At 40.9% G+C, this 21289-nt stretch carries 19 protein-coding genes; 3 read left to right on the plus strand and 16 right to left on the minus strand.

Annotated elements, in window-relative coordinates:
- Window positions 1-11: 11 nt before the first annotated feature.
- The 6 genes from AB1L17_RS18415 to AB1L17_RS18440 form a co-directional block, all read right to left on the minus strand.
- Window positions 12-1709: a ParB/RepB/Spo0J family partition protein gene (locus AB1L17_RS18415; RefSeq protein ID WP_412846406.1), complete on the minus strand. Its 1698-nt coding sequence runs from the start codon at window positions 1707-1709 to the stop codon at window positions 12-14.
- 564 nt (window positions 1710-2273) lie between these two features.
- Window positions 2274-3587 carry a phospholipase D family protein gene (locus tag AB1L17_RS18420; protein WP_412846407.1) on the minus strand — a complete coding sequence of 438 codons (1314 nt, stop codon included), beginning with the start codon at window positions 3585-3587 and terminating at the stop codon, window positions 2274-2276.
- Between the two features lie 109 nt (window positions 3588-3696).
- The gene (locus AB1L17_RS18425; protein WP_412846408.1) at window positions 3697-4689 is read right to left on the minus strand and encodes a hypothetical protein; all 993 of its coding nucleotides are present in this window, start codon (window positions 4687-4689) and stop codon (window positions 3697-3699) included.
- Between the two features lie 71 nt (window positions 4690-4760).
- A complete protein-coding gene (locus AB1L17_RS18430) occupies window positions 4761-5930 on the minus strand; it encodes a type II toxin-antitoxin system RelB family anti-toxin (protein WP_412846409.1) in 1170 nt (389 codons plus the stop codon).
- 25 nt (window positions 5931-5955) lie between these two features.
- Window positions 5956-6729 (minus strand): DUF5986 family protein, encoded by a 774-nt coding sequence (locus tag AB1L17_RS18435; RefSeq protein WP_412846410.1) that lies wholly within the window; start codon window positions 6727-6729, stop codon window positions 5956-5958.
- Window positions 6730-7007: 278 nt separating this feature from the next.
- The gene (locus AB1L17_RS18440) at window positions 7008-8207 is read right to left on the minus strand and encodes a DNA cytosine methyltransferase (RefSeq protein ID WP_412846411.1); all 1200 of its coding nucleotides are present in this window, start codon (window positions 8205-8207) and stop codon (window positions 7008-7010) included.
- 327 nt (window positions 8208-8534) lie between these two features.
- Here AB1L17_RS18440 and AB1L17_RS18445 point away from each other — a divergent pair, with 327 nt between their 5' ends.
- Complete coding sequence (locus AB1L17_RS18445; RefSeq protein WP_412846412.1) at window positions 8535-9410, plus strand: HNH endonuclease; 876 nt, start codon at window positions 8535-8537, stop codon at window positions 9408-9410.
- Between the two features lie 77 nt (window positions 9411-9487).
- Here the strand turns inward: AB1L17_RS18445 and AB1L17_RS18450 are convergent, their stop codons facing one another.
- The 3 genes from AB1L17_RS18450 to AB1L17_RS18460 form a co-directional block, all read right to left on the minus strand.
- On the minus strand, window positions 9488-9961 hold the full coding sequence (locus tag AB1L17_RS18450; protein ID WP_412846413.1) for a hypothetical protein: 474 nt from the start codon (window positions 9959-9961) through the stop codon (window positions 9488-9490).
- A gap of 87 nt (window positions 9962-10048) precedes the next feature.
- Window positions 10049-10936 carry a COG3014 family protein gene (locus AB1L17_RS18455; protein ID WP_412846414.1) on the minus strand — a complete coding sequence of 296 codons (888 nt, stop codon included), beginning with the start codon at window positions 10934-10936 and terminating at the stop codon, window positions 10049-10051.
- 83 nt (window positions 10937-11019) lie between these two features.
- Window positions 11020-12048, minus strand: coding sequence for a tetratricopeptide repeat protein (locus tag AB1L17_RS18460; RefSeq protein WP_412846415.1), 1029 nt, complete (start codon window positions 12046-12048; stop codon window positions 11020-11022).
- Between the two features lie 198 nt (window positions 12049-12246).
- Between AB1L17_RS18460 and AB1L17_RS18465 the strand changes: the two genes are divergently transcribed.
- Together AB1L17_RS18465 and AB1L17_RS18470 are read left to right on the plus strand one after the other, a co-directional pair.
- The gene (locus AB1L17_RS18465; protein WP_412846416.1) at window positions 12247-12588 is read left to right on the plus strand and encodes a type II toxin-antitoxin system RelB family anti-toxin; all 342 of its coding nucleotides are present in this window, start codon (window positions 12247-12249) and stop codon (window positions 12586-12588) included.
- A 129-nt stretch (window positions 12589-12717) separates the two neighbouring features.
- Window positions 12718-12987 (plus strand): hypothetical protein, encoded by a 270-nt coding sequence (locus tag AB1L17_RS18470; protein WP_412846417.1) that lies wholly within the window; start codon window positions 12718-12720, stop codon window positions 12985-12987.
- A 3-nt stretch (window positions 12988-12990) separates the two neighbouring features.
- On the opposite strand, the gene AB1L17_RS18475 is transcribed toward AB1L17_RS18470, so the two are convergent.
- The 7 genes from AB1L17_RS18475 to AB1L17_RS18505 all read right to left on the minus strand — a co-directional run bounded on the left by AB1L17_RS18475 (window position 12991) and on the right by AB1L17_RS18505 (window position 21250).
- Complete coding sequence (locus AB1L17_RS18475; protein WP_412846418.1) at window positions 12991-14652, minus strand: recombinase family protein; 1662 nt, start codon at window positions 14650-14652, stop codon at window positions 12991-12993.
- Between the two features lie 15 nt (window positions 14653-14667).
- Window positions 14668-16206: a recombinase family protein gene (locus tag AB1L17_RS18480; protein ID WP_412846419.1), complete on the minus strand. Its 1539-nt coding sequence runs from the start codon at window positions 16204-16206 to the stop codon at window positions 14668-14670.
- Window positions 16206-16439, minus strand: a complete 234-nt coding sequence (locus AB1L17_RS18485) for a hypothetical protein (protein ID WP_412846420.1) — start codon at window positions 16437-16439, stop codon at window positions 16206-16208. The genes AB1L17_RS18480 and AB1L17_RS18485 overlap by 1 nt, the downstream gene beginning before the upstream one ends.
- Before the next feature lie 177 nt (window positions 16440-16616).
- The gene (locus AB1L17_RS18490) at window positions 16617-16925 is read right to left on the minus strand and encodes a DUF960 family protein (protein ID WP_412846421.1); all 309 of its coding nucleotides are present in this window, start codon (window positions 16923-16925) and stop codon (window positions 16617-16619) included.
- Window positions 16926-16927: 2 nt separating this feature from the next.
- On the minus strand, window positions 16928-17554 hold the full coding sequence (gene radC, locus AB1L17_RS18495) for a RadC family protein (protein ID WP_142067171.1): 627 nt from the start codon (window positions 17552-17554) through the stop codon (window positions 16928-16930).
- On the minus strand, window positions 17541-17960 hold the full coding sequence (locus tag AB1L17_RS18500) for a hypothetical protein (RefSeq protein WP_412846422.1): 420 nt from the start codon (window positions 17958-17960) through the stop codon (window positions 17541-17543). Before AB1L17_RS18500 ends, radC begins: the two co-directional genes overlap by 14 nt.
- Before the next feature lie 359 nt (window positions 17961-18319).
- Window positions 18320-21250, minus strand: coding sequence for a bifunctional DNA primase/polymerase (locus AB1L17_RS18505; RefSeq protein ID WP_412846423.1), 2931 nt, complete (start codon window positions 21248-21250; stop codon window positions 18320-18322).
- Between the last annotated feature and the right edge of the window lie 39 nt (window positions 21251-21289).

Consider the following 21289-nt stretch of genomic DNA (forward strand, 5'->3'; position numbering starts at 1 on the left):
AAACTTTTCTCTTAGATGAATATAGCCTTAATAAACGGGCTAAAGTTGTCCCATGTTATCTTTAAATCATTAGCAATTGGTTGCATTAATCTATTATGAACGTATGCATTTAGCGTTTCTGTAGACAGAATATTTTCTGGCGATGACGTTGCAGTTCTAACAGGCTTAAGTTCATGCTTAGTAAGAATACCATTATCTTCCATATACTTAGCCGTTGCCTGTATTTTTTGAACAAGTTTACTATTATTAGTGACATGGGGGAGACTAACCTTATTCATATAATAGTCTAAACTTAGTTCAATGAATACCCTTAGAGACACAGCGGCCGCATTCGGGAACTCATTCACGTTTAACTTCCTAAGTTCAAGATAAATATTGTTAATTCTCTTATCATCAATTTTTAGAATGAAACCAGTAGGAATCACATATTTCCTCTGAGTTGAATGTGGCCTACTTCTTGTGCCGCCTGTTGCGCCACCTGTCGTGCCACCTGTCGTACCGCCTGTTGCGCCACCTGTCGTGCCACCTGTTGTGCCACCTGTCGCGCCGCCTGTTGTGCCACCTGTCGTGCCACCTGTTGTACCACCTGTTGCGCCGCCTGTTGTGCCACCTGTCGTGCCACCTGTTGTGCCACCTGTCGTGCCACCTGTTGTGCCACCTGTCGCGCCGCCTGTTGTGCCACCTGTCGTGCCACCTGTTGTGCCACCTGTTGTACCGCCTGTTGTACCACCTGTTGCGCCGCCTGTTGTGCCACCTGTCGTGCCACCTGTTGTGCCACCTGTCGCGCCGCCTGTTGCGCCGCCTGTTGTTCCCTTACCCGTCGTATCATCCCCAGGCTCTTCGGGAATATAGCCTTCAATAAAATTCCATTCTTTGAATGTTGTATAATTCAAGTTTGGTAAATCAAATTCACTAAAAGAAGCCAAATAATCAAATCGGTCTCCTTTTAATTTTATGTCATTTACAGTTATCACTTTATTTGATAGATCATACACGACCTTACTCAACCCTTTAATGACCTCTGTTGGATGCACTTGTGATACGAGTGTTCCTTCTTTTAAGTCTATACCTAACAGGGCTCTTACATCTGGGTCTTTAATTAATCTATCCAAGTTTGTAATGGGAACTTTTCTAGCATACTCGCGCAACTCTTCACTAGTTTCTTGATAATTACTGAGAAAATCTACGACTTGAAGCGCAAGGGATACTTTTCCCCGTGTTACATTAAATCTCTGGACTGCTACACCGTCCCACCTTACAGTCCCTTCACCTTTTCCCTCTCCAGTATGCTTAAGCTCTATCCAATGGAGTGCATCGTCCGGATCATCATAGGCCACACAATCTATCTCAGTAATTTTTATGTGGGAAAATTTTTTCTTCAAATCTTCAATTCTCTTTGAGATACTACTGAAACGAGCGGGAATTAATTTAGGTTCTAGTAATATTTTCAATGCTGTAACCCTTCTATTTCCCTCTAAAACTACATAACGCCCTTCTTGTGTATCATCAGGTGTAACAATTGGTAAATCCGATGGGTTCAAGCCCTCCTCCAGTATGTCTTTGACAAGAGCTACTAGTTTATCTTTTTGATTATCGATAACCATCTCGATAGCTTCATGTTGGTTAGATACTGGCTCAAACCTAGGATTATCTATGCTAATAATCAAATCAGATATTTTTATAGTAACAATTTCGTATGCATTACTCATTTTGTGCCTCCCAAAAATGAATACTTATGCCTAACCAAAATAACCCATTTTAATTATAGCATTTGTAGTAATCTTCTGATAGACACGAAACGACATATACATCTTTAGCTACATCTTTACTCCAATTCCCTTACAATCATTTAGTCTAGTTATATAATTTTTATCCAATATTAACTCCTTCTTAATTTTGTGTACCATCACTTGTGATACGGTTCACCGTAACGGGTCGGACGGTCAATTTTCTCCTTCAATGGAACGACGAGGACTAAAATAAAGAACGAGCATTCTACGTGTAGCACGTTCAACACTGATTACTTAGACAATTGAAATTCTCCCTACATTATTCGCTTTAAAGCAACGAAACCGAGTAAAAACTTCCTGTACTTAAACATTTAATGGTAAAATATGTGTGGCTAGAATAAAACCGGTCCCTAGCGTATTTTGTAAATAGCGGGATATTTAAGAGTAAAACTACCATTCCTGGTACACCCAATAAACATAGACACAAAAACCCAACCAACTTTCCCCAAATACCCTTTCTAAATCCCACCTATTACATACTAGTTAATTGGGAATTGTCCAAGTAATTAACTGGTAAAGGCGATGTAGCTTCGCCATTTTATCCGTAGCGATCCGAACCAGACTTGCTTTCGTCTTCAAATTCTCATCGTTAGGTTGCATATGATAAATACAAAAGGATTCGTACCCTTCAGCATCATATGTTTTGTAAAAATTAACGAAACTATTAGGCTCTTCCACGTCAATATTAAATGATTTGATTACATTATTGGTTTTCGGATCATAAATTTGCCAAACCAGTTGCTCTCCTCTTAAGTTGGCGATTTGCTGATGAATGTCATCTTTTAACCTATCAATGTTGCTCTTGAGATAATCCCTGTCAATCGCTCCGTTTGCCGTTGCGTGGAAAAGACCTATTTGTACTCCCTCAGCTACGATGGAAACTTGCATACAAGCATGCTTGATAAAGCTCTCGTAATGCTCTGACATACCTCCCCCTATTCTGGCATTGTTTTTGTGCTTACCGTAACGAACACATATCCAAGATAGACGCTTGTGGTTAAATTCGGAGGGGGAGATTTGGGACGTAATCAATTCTGGTTTTCTTCCAGATGCCCAATGATTATGTAAGTTCATCTTTACTGCTTGGTGTTTCAATACGGCATTCAACTCAATCAATTTTTTGCGGACCGTATCCCTCCTTTTGCGGATGATCGAATCATCTTTTAACTGATATTTTGGAAAAAAAGTCTCGTAGTCCTCGAAAGTAATAAAGTATCTAGTCAAGTCGTAGTCTGATTCCATAAATGGGTCCTCGCTATCAATAAAAATTTCATCGATTTTTCGACCTGCATCTCGATTAACCTTTGCGAACTGTTCCAATTCATCAGTGATATCTTTGTAATGCTGAATGATTTCGGTTCCAACCTTGTCCGAGGCTGTATCACAATGCTCTACGAATTCATTCAACCGGCAAATGTCAGCCGAAGTTAATTCCTGTGTTAGCTCCAGATTTTCTTCCAACCCACCACGAGTGAAGTTGGCCGATCCGTGATAGACTTGTGTGCCCTCTGCCGTATAAAAGATAAACACCTTTGCATGCAACTTCAACCTGTGTACGATATGCACTGTAGCGTACTCCGTAAGTTTTTCTAACAATTCGCCAGGTTTCTTCAGGCTGAATTCTTTAGATAAATATAGAGTTATACTTTCTTTTTGCAAGTTGTTTTTCTGTTGTAACTCGCGAATGAGGTCGAACCCATACTCTGAAAAGAAAGCTGATACAATAACTATCCGGTTGATACTTAATTTCTTCACTGCCTTACTGATGTATCCTTTCTCCCATACCCACTTACTCATATAAATCCTCCATTTGGAAAAGATGTTCTCCCTGTTTCCACAAATCTAACAATCTTAATTTTCTTAGAGAATTGGTTGTATTTTTAAGTAAGACAAAAGATGCGGAGTTTTAATAGAATAAGTTAATATCTATTCTATTATCGTTTGGTGTACTTGATAGGCATTTGTTTAATAATCTCAGTGTTTTTTCCTTTTCTGTTCTAGATAAATGAGCCCATCTTATAGGAGATAAGTAAAAATTACTTACATATCTTGCAATTATATTGGACAATGCTTTCCGCTGAAAATCTGGACTCTGCTCGAATAGTTGACTATCTAAAAAGTTCAAAAAATTTGATTCCTTTTTTAAATAACTTAGTAAAACATATGTTTTTCCGTTCTCAGGAAAAACTGATAAGAATATTGGTACACTTGAATTCAATTTTCTTCCCTCAAAATCATAAGGGAGAATAATGTATGAAGAAACCGCTATATGATACTCGATTTCGTATACAATTACTTTTGTTTCTATGTGATGATATTTCTTATTTTTAAGATTGGTATTAAACGAAGATCTCAACTTTTCAAGCTTCCTACACGTTTCTTCAATTGCACTTTTAGCAAGTCCTAACTTAAACATGTATTCTGAACTTAAATTATTGAACTGTGGAAAATATTTATATATCGCTTCTAAATCATTTGCTAGTATCGATCGATACAGAAGATTTATGACATGTTCATGGTACTTTTTTTTAAAATGACCTATTGCTAATGCTCGATAAGCAAATAAAAACTCTTGTTCTTTGTTCCCAAATTGATAGTCATAAATTTCAATCGGTTGGAAAATTTTTGTGTCATGTGTTTTACAAAAACCAGTAAAAGTACTAGCTATCCCCTTTCCGATTATTTTAAAATCAAATGATAGACCACCTTCATCAATTTCGTGACACACATGCAAGACTTTACCCTCTTCTGAAATATTACTGAGAATTTTATTTTCTTGAATTGAGTGTGCTTTTATTATTTTCTCGTTTTCGCAACCGAGCCCGAAAAAGCAAAACTTTTGAAAAGAGTCCCTCTTCAGTTTATTGATTCCTTTGTTAAATTCTATTTCATTAATCAAACCCTTCTCCTCCAAAAACAAAGTAAAAATATTAAAAGGAGTGTAGAGAAACCCCCTTCTCTACACTCAAACTATTCGTTATCAGATAACACTTGGTTTTTCTTTATGCTGACTACTAGACTACCTTTGTTTTTGTTTATTAATGCGCCCTCTTCCAAGCCCAATAAGATTTCAACCTCACTGCTGTTAAGACTTAAATTGTTGTTTTTCGCTAGCTGTTGAACAATTTGTTCACCTGATAAAACATTATTGGTTATAAGAATGTCTATAGCTTTTCTCAACACTGATGGCTTTGGCACCTGAATTTCATTATCAAGAGGCTCTTTAGTACGCCAACCATTTTTTGAGATTTGCCTCATTAGATACTGATATTGATTGTAGTTTATCACTTTTAGTTGGTATGCCCTTACAATCATTGCGGCAATTGAAACTTTCCACTTTTTCTTTAGTTCAATGTAATAGTCCAATTTACTGGGGTAGATCAAATCATTTACAAAAGATTCCCTAGGAAGTAATAACGCAGCTGCAAATTGATTTGCTTCGTTTTCCATTTGGCGAAATTCATCTCGCGAAACTAACTCTAAATCTTGCGACCAATCATGTAGCAGAATGTGACCTAGCTCATGTGCTGCATTAAATTGCCGTCTTGTTGCAGAATTTTTATCTTCCCCCAGCACAACAAAGTAATACTCGCTCCCGTTCACTTCTTGTCGCTGACTGAAGGCGTCAACATTATCTCTGCCTGTATTAAAAGAGGTAACTACAAAACCATTTTTCTCCAGGAGTCGAACCATATTGGAAATTGGTTCATTTCCTAAACCCCAATAGTTTCTAACTAGAGATGCTATATGCTCAATATCACTTGTAGTAAAATTCCGATCAGGCAAATTAAGCTTTGGAAAATCAACATATTTATTAAGAAAGTGATAGATTCTTGCCACCATTTTTGTTTTTTCTATTTGTGATAACCGATCTTTTTTATTAGTTGTTAAAAGCGCTCTAAAATACGTATTACCTATTTTTATTTGGTCCTTATCCTCTTCAAAAAAATACTCCCTTGGAAAACCTAAAGCATTAATTAACCTTAATAATGTCTCTAATCCAGGGCTCTTACCATTCTCAAACTGTGAAATAGCCTGCTTAGTAACGGAGACCTCTTCCGCCAATTCAGCAATTGTTTTGCCTCTATATATTCTCGCCGTTCTTAGCCTGTCTCCATTAAAAACTTTAATACTTGGCATTTATAATACTCCTCCCAAGAGAAGGCTAGAAGTCTTCCTCCTTACTCTTCTCTTTCTCTTCATCTCTAAGTTGGACAAGATCATCATTCTGCTGGGGGATGATTCCTTCACGGAGGCCAAACTCGATATCTTCTTCCTCTTCCTGCTCTGATATTTCCGCAACAATGTACGGTATATTGAAGTCTGCTGTAATAAATTCATTCCAGTTTTCTTCATATGCAATTCCTAAATCTACTGTAGGTATGTATGCCGAAACAGATGTGACCTCATTTCTTTCGACTGAAAAAGAAATTAGAACATACTGTTTAATTTTGCCATCTATATTTTGAATCATTTCATTTAGCACATTTTGAACTTCTCTTTCCCATGATCCACCATCCATGTCAAACATATTGGGCTGGTAGAATCTTTCTTTATTATCTTTTCCTTCAAAGCCTTGATTTATATTTGCAAGCGAGTCTAAATAATGCACTTTCTCCCTAACAATTCTGTCTTGCAATTGTGAAAATCGTTTATCTCTCATCAAAGAATATAAAAACATCGTTTCTTTGTCATAAATTAATACAAACTTCCATGGTCCTCTTTTAACTTTTAAACACTGAAATCTGTGCCCTTGCAGGTTTCTTATAATGTTTGTATTTGTGAAGTCCCATTTCAGGAAATGAGCACTATTAAATGTCTCTAAGTCATACTCCATAAGAAATTCTTGCAGATCGTTTTTATGTGCATTAGAAATCGCTTCTATCATTGAATATTTATATTCATCAGACAATGGAATTGTTGAATGATTAAAATGCACTAGCAGCACCTCTTTTTTTATTTTTATAAACCCATTTTACCGAAATCCAAAAATAAGTCAACCATTTTTCCTGTTTGTTACATTCACATCAACTTTCTACCCTGTTTTGACTCCACAAGACAACGTTTCCGATTCTCTTTTGGGCACAGATAGATGAAAAATCAGGACAATAAAAAAACTCCTGTAGTTGTTACAGGAGTCGTATTCTGTCTGGAACATTAGTAAGGCCATGTGAAATATGAATTCACAAACAAAAACGTTTGTTTATCAACATATTTTTAGTTTCGAATAGCAATGGTAAGCTGCTCAGTCATCTCATTTATTTCATTTAGAATACCACGAATATGAACTGCAAGATGGTATGCTAATAGCGGAGGAACAGCATTACCTATTTGCTTATACATTGCCGTTTGCGGACCATGGAAAACAAAATTATCTGGGAAGCTCTGAAGCCGGGCGGCCTCTCGAACTGATATTGAACGTGCTTGGTTCCCATCTGGGTGAATAAAAGCCAATCCATCCTTGTGCAAGTGTGCAATTATCGTAGGAGAGGGCTTATCATAATCCATTTTTCTGTAAAAGTCCTCAAATCCATTTCTAAGCCGAATAGGTATTACCTCTGGATCGAGATCTTTCAGCTTCTGAAACGGTTCGAGTATTCGAAATAATTCCCTATCTCTTTCATTATGAAAGCGTGATATGTGGTTATAAAGAAATCCCTCTCTAAAACCGTTATCTCGGTTAACTGTGTTGGCATTACCATTTAAAAGGTGCAAATAAGGATTTTCTTGTGGAAAATGCTGTACTTCATGGTTTCCATCTCTAATGTCTAAAGGTGGCAAATCCCCAATAGCATCTCGAACCGTAAAATAATTGTCCTCATTATATATCGGCATTGGATAATCAAATTCTATATTAATATCCTTTCTTACACCTATGAAGATAACACGTTCCCGATTCTGAGGCACACCAAATTCAATTGCCCTGACAATTTGAGACTTCACATTGTACCCTAAAAAGTTACCTTCTGGGTCATCCAGAGAAAAATCTTGCTCAATGTTTTCTTTAACAGCTCCATTGTGCATTGAATAGAGACCAGGGACATTCTCCATTAAGAACATTTTAGGTTGAAAATATCGAACATACTTAACAAATTCTTTGTAAAGCTTATTCCTAGGATCTTCACCAAACTCCCCAAATGTTTTACTAGTACCTAATCTAGTTCCAATTAATGAAAACCCTTGGCAAGGTGGTCCTCCTATTATTAAATCAAATTCATTTATACCCGTTTGCTCAATAAGCTCGTTTGGACCTACCTCAGTTAAATCTCCCTGAATAATTATGGTATCTGGATGATTTCGACGTTGAGTTTCACATGCTTTTTCATCTATTTCAACTGATACTGCTACATCGAAACCCGCTTGCACAAATCCCTCGCTCAACCCTCCACAGCCGGAAAACAGGTCAAGAACTCTCATCTAAATCACCTTTTCCAATTCATTTTATGCCTTGAATGTATGTTTTATCATGGATTGCAAAACAAGCATTAGAATTAGATTATTTTAAAACTACATTATATCACATAATCGCTTTCAGATAAAAGCAATGATTGGATTATGGTAGCCTAATTCTATAAATCTATCTTCTTATATCACAGTCATTGCTACAATATTTTTTTCATTATCCTAAATCGATAATGTTCCAAATAACAAACCGGTTATTAACCCTGTAAATACCGGTTGATTATCCGGTGCATTTGGAATATAATACAAACAAGAAAGAAACCAAACAAAGGAGTGAATTATATGGCACAATTCTCAAGCACATTGAAAAACTATTTTGGAGCAAAAGACGGTGCGTACTCACAAGTAACTAATCGCGAGGCAACTGGTGATCGAAGTGTTACTCTGGATATTCACGAGAAAAACATTATTTACTCGGTTTATCCACCTGATTCATTCGCTCGTAGAGGTGGGGTAATCTCAACTGCCAATCCCCTTAAGGAATTTTTTGTACATGATCTGAACAACAATTCACGACGTACTCAAGTTACCATCGTTTATCCAAAGAAAACGGGACAAGAACTGCGACTTTACTTTTCCAAAGATTCCTTTGAGGCCAATACAAATGATATTTGGTACATATTTACAAAGGAAGGAGAAAACATTCCCCACATTGGTGCCATGGACCCTGAAAAATGGGAACAAGCAATGAAGGGGCTTGATAAAACAAGCCTTGTCTATAAGTCCCAACAGAATATCGATGATGAAGATGATGTCTATCAAAAGGAAATTGGGGCTGCAGCGGTTAAATTGCCTACCGCTTCAAACAGTCTGAAATATCCGAGAAATCCATCCGTTGCTTTAAAAGCACTCGAGGCATCCAACTATTTATGTGAAGCTGATCCAGCTCACTCCACGTTTATTAGCGTTACAGGCAAACCTTATTTAGAATGCCACCATTTCATCCCCATTTCCTTACAGGAACGTTATTCTGCTGGTCTTGACGTCGAGGAAAATATTGTTGCTCTTTGTCCAAATTGCCATCGGTTTATTCATTACGGGGTTGGCGAAGCCAAACTAGAGCTTCTCACTAAGCTATGGAAAGCTAAGAAGGACGGTTTAGCTAGTCGAGAAATCAATATTCGATTTGAAGATCTGATCGGTATCTATATGGCCTAAATTGTATTCCTCTCTTGTAGTGCTTAATAACCCGCCTAAAGGCGGGTTATATTACTTCCGCTATAACCGATATGATCCTATCTATCCCCAGTCAGTAGATAAATCGGTTCAGTCATCTGCCTTACCCACTTCAGGGCATCTTGAATAGTCCCACCATGAAACATTGGTGGTCCCTCCACCCAAGCATCTTCCCATATAAAATCAGCTTGTTGTTTCTCGACATCAATCACAAGGTAAACATCCGTTCCATCAACATATGGTAACATTCCAGCCTTTGAATTCATGCCAAGAACGACTCTAGCAATGAAAGTAGGTGTTCCTTGGGAGAGATAATGGCTTCTTGCAGGCTCGTCTGTTTGTTGTACATACCCTATAGCACCTTTAATGTTGTACGGAAGAAATGGCGAGTTTTCAACACATTCTTCAAATGGAATGATTGCAACAGCCAAGACCCAGACATTTGTATCAAATTCAGTACTATCCGGTTTCAACTCATTCTGTTCAAATTCAGCCCTAATTTTTTCGGTAATTAACTCATGAGCTTCTTTCATAGTTATTCTCTCCTTAATGAATGTTTGTACAAAACAAAAATGACCCAAACGAAATTGCGTCTGGATCACAAAAAACTCGAATATTTTTTATTGAGATATATCAAAATCAATAATCTCCACATTAACACTCGCAACACTCATGTCATCATTTTCAATATAAGTACCGCCATCTTTATATTCGCCAACCGGTATCTCATTAACAAAGCCCTCGGTTGAAGTCAAAGGTTTATTATCAACATCTAACAGAGTTACCTTTAGTCGAATCGATTTAACCCGAGCTTGGGAATCATTTTTTATCTTATATCCGATGACAAATGTACCGTTTTTCTTTTCTACTTTTAGGTCAAGAACTTTGAGGTTACTCCTTATCGAATCCTTTGTACTGATAACCGGACTGTTCTTTTCATATGACTCATTGATAGCCTGATCCAGAAGCTGTTGCGCTTCTTGCAGCATCTTTTTCCCTTTTTCGGTTTGAGGCTTTAAGTCTGTGATCTTCATTAATCCCACAACTGCTTCGTCGTATTTTTCCTCTTTTACTAGCTGTCTTCCTTTATCCAATCCTTCCTGAATTGGCTGTAGCTCTTTTTCAAGGGCCTGTGCTTGAGTGAGAAGCGCCTTTGCTTCTTCCACTATCTTTTTCGTCTCGTTATCTTTTGGCTGTTGATTAGTCAATGATGAAAGGCTCGCAATTGAATCCTTGTAATTGCCATCGACAAAGGCTTTGTTGGCACTATCAAATTGCTCTTTTGCATGATTTCTTGCTTCAACAATTTTTGTGGCTTCATCGAACAATTTTTTTGCTTCCTCATCTTTTGGCTCTTCTTGCAATGCCACATTTAGCGCAGTGACTGCTTGATCATAGTTTCCTTCAGTGATTGCTTTTTTCCCCGCTTCCATATTCTCTTTATACTTGGCGGAACTACATCCGGTTAGCAAAAGTACAACAATCACGAAAAACATGATTTTCTTCATGGTTTAATCTCCTTCTGATGTTTTTTCGGTCCAGACTGTTTAGACGAAAGATGCTTTGCACACAGTGCAAGGTTCCCGCTTTATCAAAGTTTAGGGAACAGCGTTTTCAATTCTTTCATCTTGTCTTGTCCTTGCTTTTGCAGTGCGGAAATCTCCTCGGAAAGTGTAGCTACTTCTCCCTTCATTCTCTCAATGTCTTGTTGTAATTCCTGATATTCCTGCCTAATTTCTGGGTCAATCTCATCCAGCTTTTCAAAATCACCTGAATCCCAGGTCTTTTTCCATTTCTTCTCCAGTGTCAGAATGGATTGGTGTTTATCTGCGATTTGGATGTATGTTTTATGGTACTGATCCATCTTGGCCAATAATTGCTCTAGGGTTTGTAATACCTCAGTTGTCTGAAGTGCTTCTTTATAGGCCGGATCAATTTTGATTGCCTTTGCAACGTTCTTTTTGCTTGAATCTACTGCATCCTGCATGGCCTTAATGTATTCTCTTGCCTGCTTATGCAGGGCTTCATTCTTCTCAATGGATTCCTCCCGTGAAGCAAGATCACCATAAGTCAGAATCACGGAAGCCCCAATTGCCTGATTGACATGTTCATACCCATTCATGCTTGCCTCAAAAGGTTCCAGGTTTACTAGCCCATAATACAAATGTGCTTGGACACTGCTTGGGTCTATTTCAACCACATTCTCAAGCAGACTTTTTGCCTCTTTATATTTTTCTTGTTCGTACAGTACGATCGCTCGTTCCAATTTGATTTGTGCTACCTGATGTGATAACTCCTTGATCTTAGCCTGTGCTACCTGATAGTTTTTGGTGTCTTCTTTGACTACCTGCTGAAAAGCAGTAACAGCTTCCTCATACCTTTTGGCTTCTAAAGCTGACTGCCCCTGGTTAAACGTTAGCTGAGATGCTTCCAGTTCTTGCTTTACTTTGTCTGGATCAGGCGGAATATTGAATACACCTATCGCAAACAACACAAACGATACTCCGACCAGAGCCAGACACTTCTTCCATAACCGATTTCGCTTAATCGCGAAAATAATGGTTCCAATTGCACAAAGGATAAAACCGAAAAAGCCTGTGTTAGCCAGTAGGTCCCACATTATTTGACAATCCCCTCTTTGGTTTTGTTACGTTGAGACAAGCCATACATAGTAGTTCTTTATTTTAAAAAGTAACACTATAGATAGTAAAATCTTACTATTCATTATCTATGAATGTTATGATCCGGTCAAATAACATCTTCCGTGTGTTAAAATGCCGTAATCTCTGCTTTAAGCTGAGTAAGAGGTGGTACAAGAATGGACGATCTCTTGCAAAAGCTGGGCGAACGGTTGCGCTTTCTACGTAAGCAAAAAGGGTGGAGTCAGGATTATTTGGCTGAACAAGCTGGATTGCACACCAATTACATTGGACAGATTGAGCGCGGCGAAAAGAATCTGACCATCGAGACACTTTACAAAGTAACGTCGGGACTTGGTACGTCACTGGAAGAGCTGTTTCAATCCATTGACCCAAAGGTTCGACAAACCGGTCTGTCCTCGATTATCGAACTGCTGTCTCAACGATCAGAAGAAGATCAGGCAATGGCACTACACTTGATCCAAACCGTGTTTCAATGGAATGACCGAGATACAAAGTAAATCCTCCTTCCTGAGCATGTTCAGAAGGAGGATTTTTCATTTTTGAATCCGACTAGGTAGGACTCTACGAGCTCACTGTGAATTCAAGCTTAGAACATACGTTCTAAACCACAAAAAGGAGAGCTTGCCATGCAGGACTTAGTGCAAAAATACGAGCAAACAGTATCCGAAGAAGATCAACTGATACGAAGCATCCAAACATGCGAGGAGGTCATTACTCTATTGGTCGATTTCATTTATTCACAAAATCATTGTCAGGCTGAAATTATTCGTGAAGCCATTGAAGCGATTTACCAAACGGAGAGTAAACTGCGCGGTAATTTGTTGCGCACGAGAATTGAAAAAACGCTCTTGTCCGTCCAAATGAAGAAGTACATTCCTCCTGTTCTCACCTCCTAACACTTAAAGCACAAGGGTGAACCGTTTCGGATTTGATGTAAACGCAGCTTGCTGTTTCGACAAAAATAACGACCCTTCCGCTTTGCGTGCGGAAGGGTCTACCTTTAAAAAAAGCGTCTGCATTTGTTCATCAAAAGCCAGTTCGATCGACATTATCTCTCGTTTCTCATTGATATGAATCTCGTTAATCATCAGCCGGAGCAAGGTCTTTTTCTGTTCAAGGGCCGCTAGCTCCACAAGGGCGTCAAATTGCTTCAATATCTGCAAAATATAATCCGCAGAAATTGGCTCGGCACTGTCTGTTCCCAACTCATATTCGATTTCTGATTGACGACGATGCAGCATTTCCGTCTCAGTCGTGAGCTGATCCAAGCGAGTCACAAACATCTCGCGGTCGATTGCATCTTCTTCATATAAGGCAAAGTATTTCTTTCGCTTGTCCTCAATTGCGGCGAGGCTTGCCTCGATACTGCATTTCTCTTTTTGAAGCGGTACTATCGAGTTCGTTTTTCGATTGTTAATGGCGTCAACAAGATTTTGCAGAAATTGAGGGTTAGAAATCACGTAACGGATACGATCCAATACATGTTGCTCTGCATAGTCCGCTCCTACACTGTTCGCATGGCATACAGCCGTCCCTTTGTTTCGGAAGTTGCTGCATGAATAGTACCTGCGTATGATCACCGTTCCATTCTTCAACTTGTTCTTGGTGCGATTCGCTACCATTGGTGCTCCACACTCTGGGCACCGAATAAGACCGGTTAGAAGGTATTGGCCATCAAATACACGAGGATTGATCTTGGATTTCTCCGTATGCAGAATCTGAACCTTCTCCCACAGTTCCCGCGGGATAATAGCTTCATGGTTGCCTTCCACAATAATGGTATTGTCACTTTTGCCCTTCCGCCTGTGTTCATTCCAGTTCTCGAAACGGTTGTATCGGATGATCCCCGTATAGAGTGGGTTGGTCACAATCTCCTTGATCGCGGTCGTACTGAATGGATTTCCCTTTTTGGTTTTATATCCATCGTGGTTAAGTTGATTGGCGATGGCTCGGAGACCTTTGCCAGAAGCGTACAAGTCAAATATCCTGCGAACCAAAGCCGCTTCCTCTGGCACGATCTCCAAACTTGTGTCTCGGCTTCGTTTGTCCCCTTTGGACACGCTTCGGTAACCCAGGGCTACGCCTCCATTATGGCTGCCCGTTCTTGCCCGTTGCTTCATGCCCATTTTTACGTTCTCGACAATTGTATTCCGTTCCAGCTCGCCGACAGCCCCCAGCATTTGCAAGGCAAACTTGCCCATCGCTGTTTCTGTTTCAAAGTTCTCGGTGAAGCTGCGAAAGACTGCCTTGTATTTGCTAAAGTGATCAACCATTTTCAAAAGGTCTATCATTTTACGCGCAAGGCGATTTATTTTCCATACGACAATTTCATCGATATGCCCATCTTCCACATCTTTGAGAAGCCGCTGCAATTCAAAGCGACCCTCAATTGACTTACCGGAAACACCGCGATCTACGTATTCCTTGTATATGATCTTGTTGTTAAGCATGCAATAATTTCGGAGTGTTTCGATCTGTGCATCTATACTGTAGCCATGTTCCGCCTGTTCTTCCGTACTTACGCGAGCATAAATGGCGACACGAACATTTTTTTCAATCATGGTATTATCTCCCTTCTAAGCTGGCTGCTCCAGTTGCTTTCGTAATGCATCCCCGATATGAAGTGTGACACTCTCCATTTCCCGTCGAATGTTGATGGTGATTTTATCGACCAAAGAACGTAACAGTGTAGTCGTTTGGGTCTGATCCGATGCCAACAAGTGGACTTTCAGTTGGTTCAGTACATCCTGAATAGTATTTACGGGCAGGAGCTTGCTCTCTTTTTCACGGATTTGTTGGAAGAGCTCATGTTGTTGACCCGAAAGCACTTGTAGCTGCTCTTTCAGTTCCCGTAAACGAGTGATCAACTCGCTTTTTTCCAGATCGTCTTCTTCAAACAGGACAAGATATTTTTGACGACGCAACTTCACTTGCTGCAACTCTTTTTCTGCTTTTTCCAGTTCAAGCCGTAATGGGGCTATCAATTGTTCCTGTTTGCGGTTCGTATTCTCAACAATGTCGCGGATCAGTACAGGATTTGAGAGAAACTCTCCGATCCTTTGCAAAACTACTTGTTCAATGACATCAGCCCGAATGTTGTTTGGTTTACATACACTACTGCCTTTATTGGTGTACCGATTACAGCTGTAGTAATGATAATATTTGAATCGATTTTCCATCCGTTTTTTGATGTGCTTAGCAACCATGCTGCCGCCGCATGCAGGACACTTTAATATACCCGTAAGTGGATAATCCCGCTGGACAGCCTTTTCGCGCTTCTTTATTGAACCAGAATACTTATCTTGAACGCGTTCCCACAGCTCAAGAGGTATGATTGCCTCATGCAGACCGTCACTAGTAACAACCTGCCCCTCCAGTGAGGAATATCGCACCTTGCCAATGTAGACAGGATTTCGGAGGATGGACCGTACTGTTGAAACGGAAAATGGTTTTCCTCTTTTCGTGGTGTACCCTTCACGATTCACCTGATTTACAATGGCCTTTAACCCTTTTCCTTCGTCATAAAGTTGGAACAAGTAGTGAACAATGCTTGCCTCCTTCTGCTGAACAGAAAAACGTGTCTGACATGTTCCCTCTGGAACAATGTCATACCCCAGGATTTGCGAATTGCAGTAAAAGCCATCTTTCGCCCTTTGCAGCATCCCCAGCTTTGTATTTTCGATAATGGTATTTCGCTCTAATTCCGCTGTCGCGCCAAGCATATGCAAAATAAAAGATCCAATAGGTGTCCGGCTGTCAAAGCTCTCGCTGAGGGAATGCAACGTGCCCCCGTTTGAGTGAAGAGCCTCCACAATGGCCAGTAAATCCACAGCATTACGGGCAAGGCGGTTGACTTTCCAAACAATTACTTCCGTAAAACACCCAGCTTTGACATCGCTTAGAAGTGACTGCATCGCTTTTCTGCCTTGAACGGACTTACCGGATACACCTGCATCGATATACTCTTTGTAAATGATTTTTCGATGATGCTTGCAATATTCACGCAATAGCTCCAATTGAGCCTCGATGCTATATCCATGCTCTGCTTGTTCTTCTGTACTTACTCTGACATAGAGGGCAACACGGTCTGGTTGATTTGGCAATATCATCTCCATCAGGCAACCTCCTCATAGTCGTGAGTACCGAGCAATTGAGCCGTTAGCTCTCGGTTCATTTCATCGTCTGCCTCTTGATCTAGCTTCTGGAGAAAAAAACTCCAGTCTGGTTGCGTATTCTCTATGACTTTGTCTTTTGGTACAAGTTTGTTTGCATGGTTCAAAATTATGTCAGAGAGGATATCCAGCATGAGAGCATATCTTTGGTTTGGGCTGTGTGTATGAGTAATCAAGGTGCATTCTCCTTTCGGTAAGCGCTACCCTCCTGTATTTCACAGAAGGGCAGCTACAGCTTGTTACACTGTTGCAGGTTTATAGGTTGCTACTTTCTCTTTGCATACCACCTGAATAATGATCTTCACTACCAACAGCACAATTCGCATGATCAAGCAAAACATATACTCACCGTCCTAGTATTCATATGGGTATAGCATCGTGTAGCAGTCTCCATCATCAATGATCCATATTGTAGTCTGGATAGGAGACTCGATCTGAGGGGTAACGAGTTCGACTTGCAGGCAGGGCTGCTCTTGCCTGTTGCACACACGCTGTATGGCTTGTCCATTAATGAAAATAACGCTTAATTCAAACACTTGCAGGTAATCCAAGGCATGACCTTGCTCGATACGGTCATCGAGCATCTCCCATAACAGGCGTTGGATACCTACCCCTACTTCTTCAACAATAGCGGCTGTCGCGTAACGTTTTTTCTCTCGCATCTCTACAGCACCATTCCTTGTTCCTTGAAGCTATAGTAGGAGCCGGTACCAACAATGACGTGATCGAGGACGGAGATACCAAGCGCTTCACCTGACTCTACAATCCGTTGGGTAACCTCTTTGTCTTCAAAAGAAGGTGCAGGATCACCCGATGGATGATTATGAACCAGAGCAACAGAACTAGCCAGAAGCCGAACAGCAGGTGAAAAGATTTCTCTTGGTGTGATTACCGTTGCGTTTATCGTTCCTTGTGTAATGGTCTCCATGTGCATGAGTCTGTTTTTCGTGTTGAAATACAATACACGAAATTGCTCGACTCGTAGCAATTGCATATCTGAAACGAGGTCCATAATGTCTTTGGGTGATCGTACAAAGATTTTTGTCTTCTGCTCTCCTTGTATGATTCGGGATACCAGTTCAGCAATTGCTTTTAGCTGGGATGCTTTTGTTTTCCCGATGCCTGGAATCCGTTCGAGCTCCTGCTGATAGGTGTAGAGAAACACTTCCTTTAGATTGCCGTACTTGTTAAGCAAGTATTGTGCTGATGTTTCAGAAACAATGGATGCAAGCAACTGGTCATCGCGCATCTGAGAGTAGCAGAGTTCCGTAGCAGCCTTATTGCATTTCATCAGCCTTCACCATCCTCTCGCTCTGATTTACCTGTTCTTGCAACCAGGTTTCCGTTTCAACGTCATGGATACCGACCATCGAATAAAACAACATCATAAAATCATTGTCGTAAAGGACACCGATCCGGTAGATGAGTTGGTTGCCTGCTTCGACCAGTTCCACAAACTCTGGCATGGTCTGGCGTAATCCATACCGGAGACCGACTGGCTGTAGGTTGTTATCGCCCGCTTCGATGACGACCATGTAGCCATCTCTGGCAAGAGACCAACCATCTAATGTTTCACCGCATCCGAGAGCGTGATATAGGCCGAGAAACTCTTCTTCCAAGTAGTTCATGTATTCAAGTGGTAATGCATTGGTCTGACGCAACATCGTGACGTCAGCAGTTGTCATAATAATCCTCAAGGAAATCCCCCCTGTTCCGGTTTTAGTACCAGATTCAAGGTAATATTAAATGTCTGAATATTCTTTTATTTCGTTTTTGTTTTCAGCCTGTACCCAACCCCTTAAGCAGTGGTGATGCCCACCAATTTCTCAGCAATGGACCACTATTCTTCTCTGATACTTTATCAAGCTGTCCCTTCGTGTGCCCCCCGCCCCCCCTGCCGCCGTTGTAGAGTGGGGATTATTTCGTCAGGGGGGGAGTATTATTTATTGTATTTATCAATTTATTGGGGGCTTTTGGGGCGAAATCACTCCAACTCCTTGACCTGTATCGAATAGTTGACGCCCCATGATTGCTAGTGCCAAGGGGCATTGCCCCATTATTGGTTGTCGAAGAGTTGCTCCATTTCAGGCGACTGGTGACCGGGAGTGGGTCTTTGGCTCCCTCTTTTAACAGTTCGCCTACCTGCTTCATCGCCTCGAATGTGATCAGCCTTGACCCAAAGCAATCTGGGACGATAATTGTTGCCTACGTTCTTTTTGATTAGTCGGCGTGTTCTCGCTTTTCCGTCCGTTTCCTCTTCCTCTACACGGATAATTCCCTGCTGCTCCAGCTGTTGCCAGAGTGTGCTAGATGTTACAGGGAGATGTTCTCCCTGTCTAGCCAGAAAGCTAGAAACTGTGTTGTAGATCACATCAGGGAGGAAATAGTAGTAGTCTCTGTCGTGCCATCCTACCTGTGTGCTGTTAGACGGAACAATCGAGAGATCATCAGCCCTTGCTTCAGTTGACAGAGTATGGATAGATTTGTTTACAAGTAGTTCAGAGATTACGCTGAGGAAACGGGTACTTGGCATTACACCTTTGACCTGCTCTCCTTGCTGCTGAGAAAGGGTGAGAAACGTTTCCCAACCTTCATCCAACAAGTGTTCTTTCTCTAAAGACCCTATTGCACCAATGCTATGGGCGTACTGAAGTCCGAAATGCAGCCCCAGAAAGAGCCAAACTGTGGCCTCTGCCAATCTACCGTGTTGTTGACTAGGCAGAGCCAAATTTCTTCTTGAATTGAAAAGTGAGACTACTTCACTATTTGGCACTTCTTCCATAGCTTTTGCCAGCCATGCCAAGTATCCATGCATGGCCTGCCCGAGCAGGCCTGATTGAGACTGTGCCTCGCTTAGTTTTGCTAGATCGATTTCGTTTGGGCGAAGTTCTGTTTTGACATAGCGAGCGTTGCTGGATTGGCCCCCAATTAAGTCTTCTCCCGTTATGAGAGCCATCCCCCGGGGAGGGTAATCTCGTCGCAACGACGTGTCCTGCCGCATTCTTCCTCTGCTGACCCGATCCCCGTAGCTCCGCATCAGTTGTTGAGCAATCAGTTCCATCTTCTTGGCTTCTTGTGGATTACTTGCTGGATGGTAGTCGTCCACCAAGAGAATGGAGTCTTTACACTCGAACGTTCTTTTTTCCAAAGAATTCATTGTATCCTTGAAACTAGCCGGAGGAGTTTTAGTAGAGAAAATACCGAAATGACATAGAAACAAGGCAGCTAGCGATGACTTTCGTGACCCTGTTTCTCCATGTAGCCAGATTATAAAAGCTGGTTCCAGATCCATAGAACGGAGCCACTCGCATAATGGGGCTAGGAAGCTCAGAGCAAACAAAGGCAAAGTAACCTTCTTAGGTGCAAGATCCAACAAACTGAGGCTTGCTTTCATGGCTGCGATTGGATCATCCACTTTTTCAGGCAATTTGTACCTACTAAGTCGATGATCGATTTCCACTTTTACATCACCTACTCCAATACATCCACCCGCATGAAGATAACACCACTTGTCATTGACTTTCCGCCATCCTAAATGGGTATATACTTTTTCTTCTGTAATATCCTGTGAAAAGGATTGAATGGCATGCCGAACCTGGTCTTTCGCCAATTGGCCAGGCTCAATGTTAGGAGCGAGTCCCCATTGATGAAGCCAAGTCATTCCTGGAAAATCAACAGTTGGTACTAGAATAGGAGAGAGCTTCTGTTGATTTGAGAGTATGACTCCCTCCAATTCGTAGTGCATTTTCCTTTCTTCCCCATCATCCTTGCAAACTTGCTTCGTTGCTCTCGCCAAAAAATTTGCGATCGGTGCGCGTTTTTGAGAGCCATCCTTCTTGAATGAAATCACGCACAAATTGCCATGTTCATCAATTTGGTATTTTGTCTTTTTGGCAATTTCAATCCACTTCTCAACTCCTCGTGAAGTGGATTCCTCTGTTTTTTGTTTGAAGAAAAGGGCAGGGCTGTTTGTAATTTCATTATGTTCATTGGTGCTAATTTTCCCAAAGCAGCGTCTAATCTGAGATTCATCACAACCAAATGTTGAGCAACGTGTTGGTCCGTACGTCTCATTACCCGAACACTTTAATTCTGCTACTCGATTGGCACTGCGCTCATCATGTTTGTTTGATGTTTTAGAGAAAAGTAGAGCATCTTCTGAATATCCAGCTTTGACAAGCAGTGTAACCCAGAGAAACCACTCTTCTTCAGATAAGCCCGTCTCGTTTTGTGTTTGCAATGCCTGCTGAAACATAGGACACTTATCTGATAAGGTTTGAATGGCGTCAATTTCCACTCGGTCCTGTTGTCCGGTCGATTTATTGGCTGACGTTTGTTTTTTCGTCATCTTCTGAATCAACCATTCAGGTGCTTGGGCACATTCGATGTCCCACAGAGCTCTGCCTTCCACCCATTCGTAGCTACCTCCGTTTTGGTGAATGGAAGGCGGAACAACTGTTTGCTGGCCTTCCCCAAGCAAAGCACACTCTTCGTGATTCTTGCTGCGATCTACCTGAGAATGTTTTGTCAGTGTAATTCCTTCAGGGATAGCAAAAAGCAATCTGCGCCCACCGCCTGGAGTCGTAAACTCCCATGTGAGGGGTAAATCACCTTGACTCCAATCATCCAGCGTAAGTTCTCCAAACTCTCCATCTACATCAACAGCGACCAAGCCCGATATGCTGCCTAAAATAAGACCTATGTTTGCTTTTGGCCAGTATCGATACCATTTTTCTATCTCTTCTAAGGAAGGTCCTTCTCGCTGTGACCAACCTTTCAGTAGTGGTGTTTTTCCTGGTTTACTGCAAACGCTGATGTGATGATCGCTCATACCAACATGATCATGAGGGCATAGCGGTATGATGGGAAAGTTTTGTTCGGCATACCAAGTTGCATAGGATTGGAGTGTAGAATTAGAATTATCTGGTTCATGGTTGGTTGTTTTGTTGTTGTTTGAAATGTCATCTTCAAAGATATTTTGATCCATTGTGATCCCTCTCTGTTACATCGTGTAGTTAGGGACAAA

The sequence above is a fragment of the Brevibacillus jepli genome (assembly GCF_047229145.1).
GTDB lineage: Bacteria > Bacillota > Bacilli > Brevibacillales > Brevibacillaceae > Brevibacillus.

Bases quoted from the DNA above. Each gene is read 5' to 3' on its own strand.
- AB1L17_RS18415 (WP_412846406.1), bottom strand. From the start codon at position 1,709: ATGAGTAATGCATACGAAATTGTTACTATAAAAATATCTGATTTGATT.
- AB1L17_RS18420 (WP_412846407.1), bottom strand. From the start codon at position 3,587: ATGAGTAAGTGGGTATGGGAGAAAGGATACATCAGTAAGGCAGTGAAG.
- AB1L17_RS18430 (WP_412846409.1), bottom strand. From the start codon at position 5,930: ATGCCAAGTATTAAAGTTTTTAATGGAGACAGGCTAAGAACGGCGAGA.
- AB1L17_RS18440 (WP_412846411.1), bottom strand. From the start codon at position 8,207: ATGAGAGTTCTTGACCTGTTTTCCGGCTGTGGAGGGTTGAGCGAGGGA.
- AB1L17_RS18445 (WP_412846412.1), top strand. From the start codon at position 8,535: ATGGCACAATTCTCAAGCACATTGAAAAACTATTTTGGAGCAAAAGAC.
- AB1L17_RS18450 (WP_412846413.1), bottom strand. From the start codon at position 9,961: ATGAAAGAAGCTCATGAGTTAATTACCGAAAAAATTAGGGCTGAATTT.
- AB1L17_RS18455 (WP_412846414.1), bottom strand. From the start codon at position 10,936: ATGAAGAAAATCATGTTTTTCGTGATTGTTGTACTTTTGCTAACCGGA.
- AB1L17_RS18460 (WP_412846415.1), bottom strand. From the start codon at position 12,048: ATGTGGGACCTACTGGCTAACACAGGCTTTTTCGGTTTTATCCTTTGT.
- AB1L17_RS18465 (WP_412846416.1), top strand. From the start codon at position 12,247: ATGGACGATCTCTTGCAAAAGCTGGGCGAACGGTTGCGCTTTCTACGT.
- AB1L17_RS18470 (WP_412846417.1), top strand. From the start codon at position 12,718: ATGCAGGACTTAGTGCAAAAATACGAGCAAACAGTATCCGAAGAAGAT.
- AB1L17_RS18475 (WP_412846418.1), bottom strand. From the start codon at position 14,652: ATGATTGAAAAAAATGTTCGTGTCGCCATTTATGCTCGCGTAAGTACG.
- AB1L17_RS18480 (WP_412846419.1), bottom strand. From the start codon at position 16,206: ATGGAGATGATATTGCCAAATCAACCAGACCGTGTTGCCCTCTATGTC.
- AB1L17_RS18490 (WP_412846421.1), bottom strand. From the start codon at position 16,925: ATGCGAGAGAAAAAACGTTACGCGACAGCCGCTATTGTTGAAGAAGTA.
- radC (WP_142067171.1), bottom strand. From the start codon at position 17,554: ATGAAATGCAATAAGGCTGCTACGGAACTCTGCTACTCTCAGATGCGC.
- AB1L17_RS18505 (WP_412846423.1), bottom strand. From the start codon at position 21,250: ATGGATCAAAATATCTTTGAAGATGACATTTCAAACAACAACAAAACA.